Raw genomic sequence first — 448 nt, 5'->3', positions numbered from 1 at the left:
TATGACCCGTTCGAGATTATGGAGAGCTGGGGCTGAACTGCCGGTTTTCCGGCCGGGATCACCCGGCCGGAACTGCGCATAATCAAATGCTCTGCAGGAATGCCATGAGCCGATCGGGCGGTCGATACCTGGTTTGAACGCCATTCAACGGCTGTAGTCGGCTGAGGGCCTCTTCCTTCATCGAGAGGTCGGCTTCCAGATATCCGTGCGTGGTGGTCGGGCTCTCGTGTCCGAGCCAGAGCGCGATCACGGTGATGTCGACGCCGGCCTGAAGGAGGTGCATGGCCGTCGTGTGCCTGACAGTGTGGGGTGAGATCGCGCGCCCGGCGAGCTGCGGATGGTGTCGGGTGGCTACCTCGACCGCCAGAGCAAGGCGCTGGGTCACGCTGGAGCGCGACAACCTGCCACCCGAGCTGTTCGGGAACAGGTAGTCGGTCTCGCTCGCCCT

1 protein-coding gene is annotated in these 448 nt (G+C 63.4%); it reads right to left on the bottom strand.

The annotated features are described in order from the left end of the window. Nucleotides 1–82 precede the first annotated feature (82 nt). Nucleotides 83–448 (bottom strand): tyrosine-type recombinase/integrase (locus V5F77_RS29150; protein WP_429008521.1); only part of this gene is annotated, 366 nt, incomplete at its 5' end.

Origin of the sequence: Roseixanthobacter psychrophilus (assembly GCF_043195195.1) — a bacterium.
GTDB lineage: Bacteria > Pseudomonadota > Alphaproteobacteria > Rhizobiales > Xanthobacteraceae > NCEH01.
Note: the sequence above shows the minus strand (reverse complement) of the source record. Positions and strands in the feature narration are given on the sequence as shown.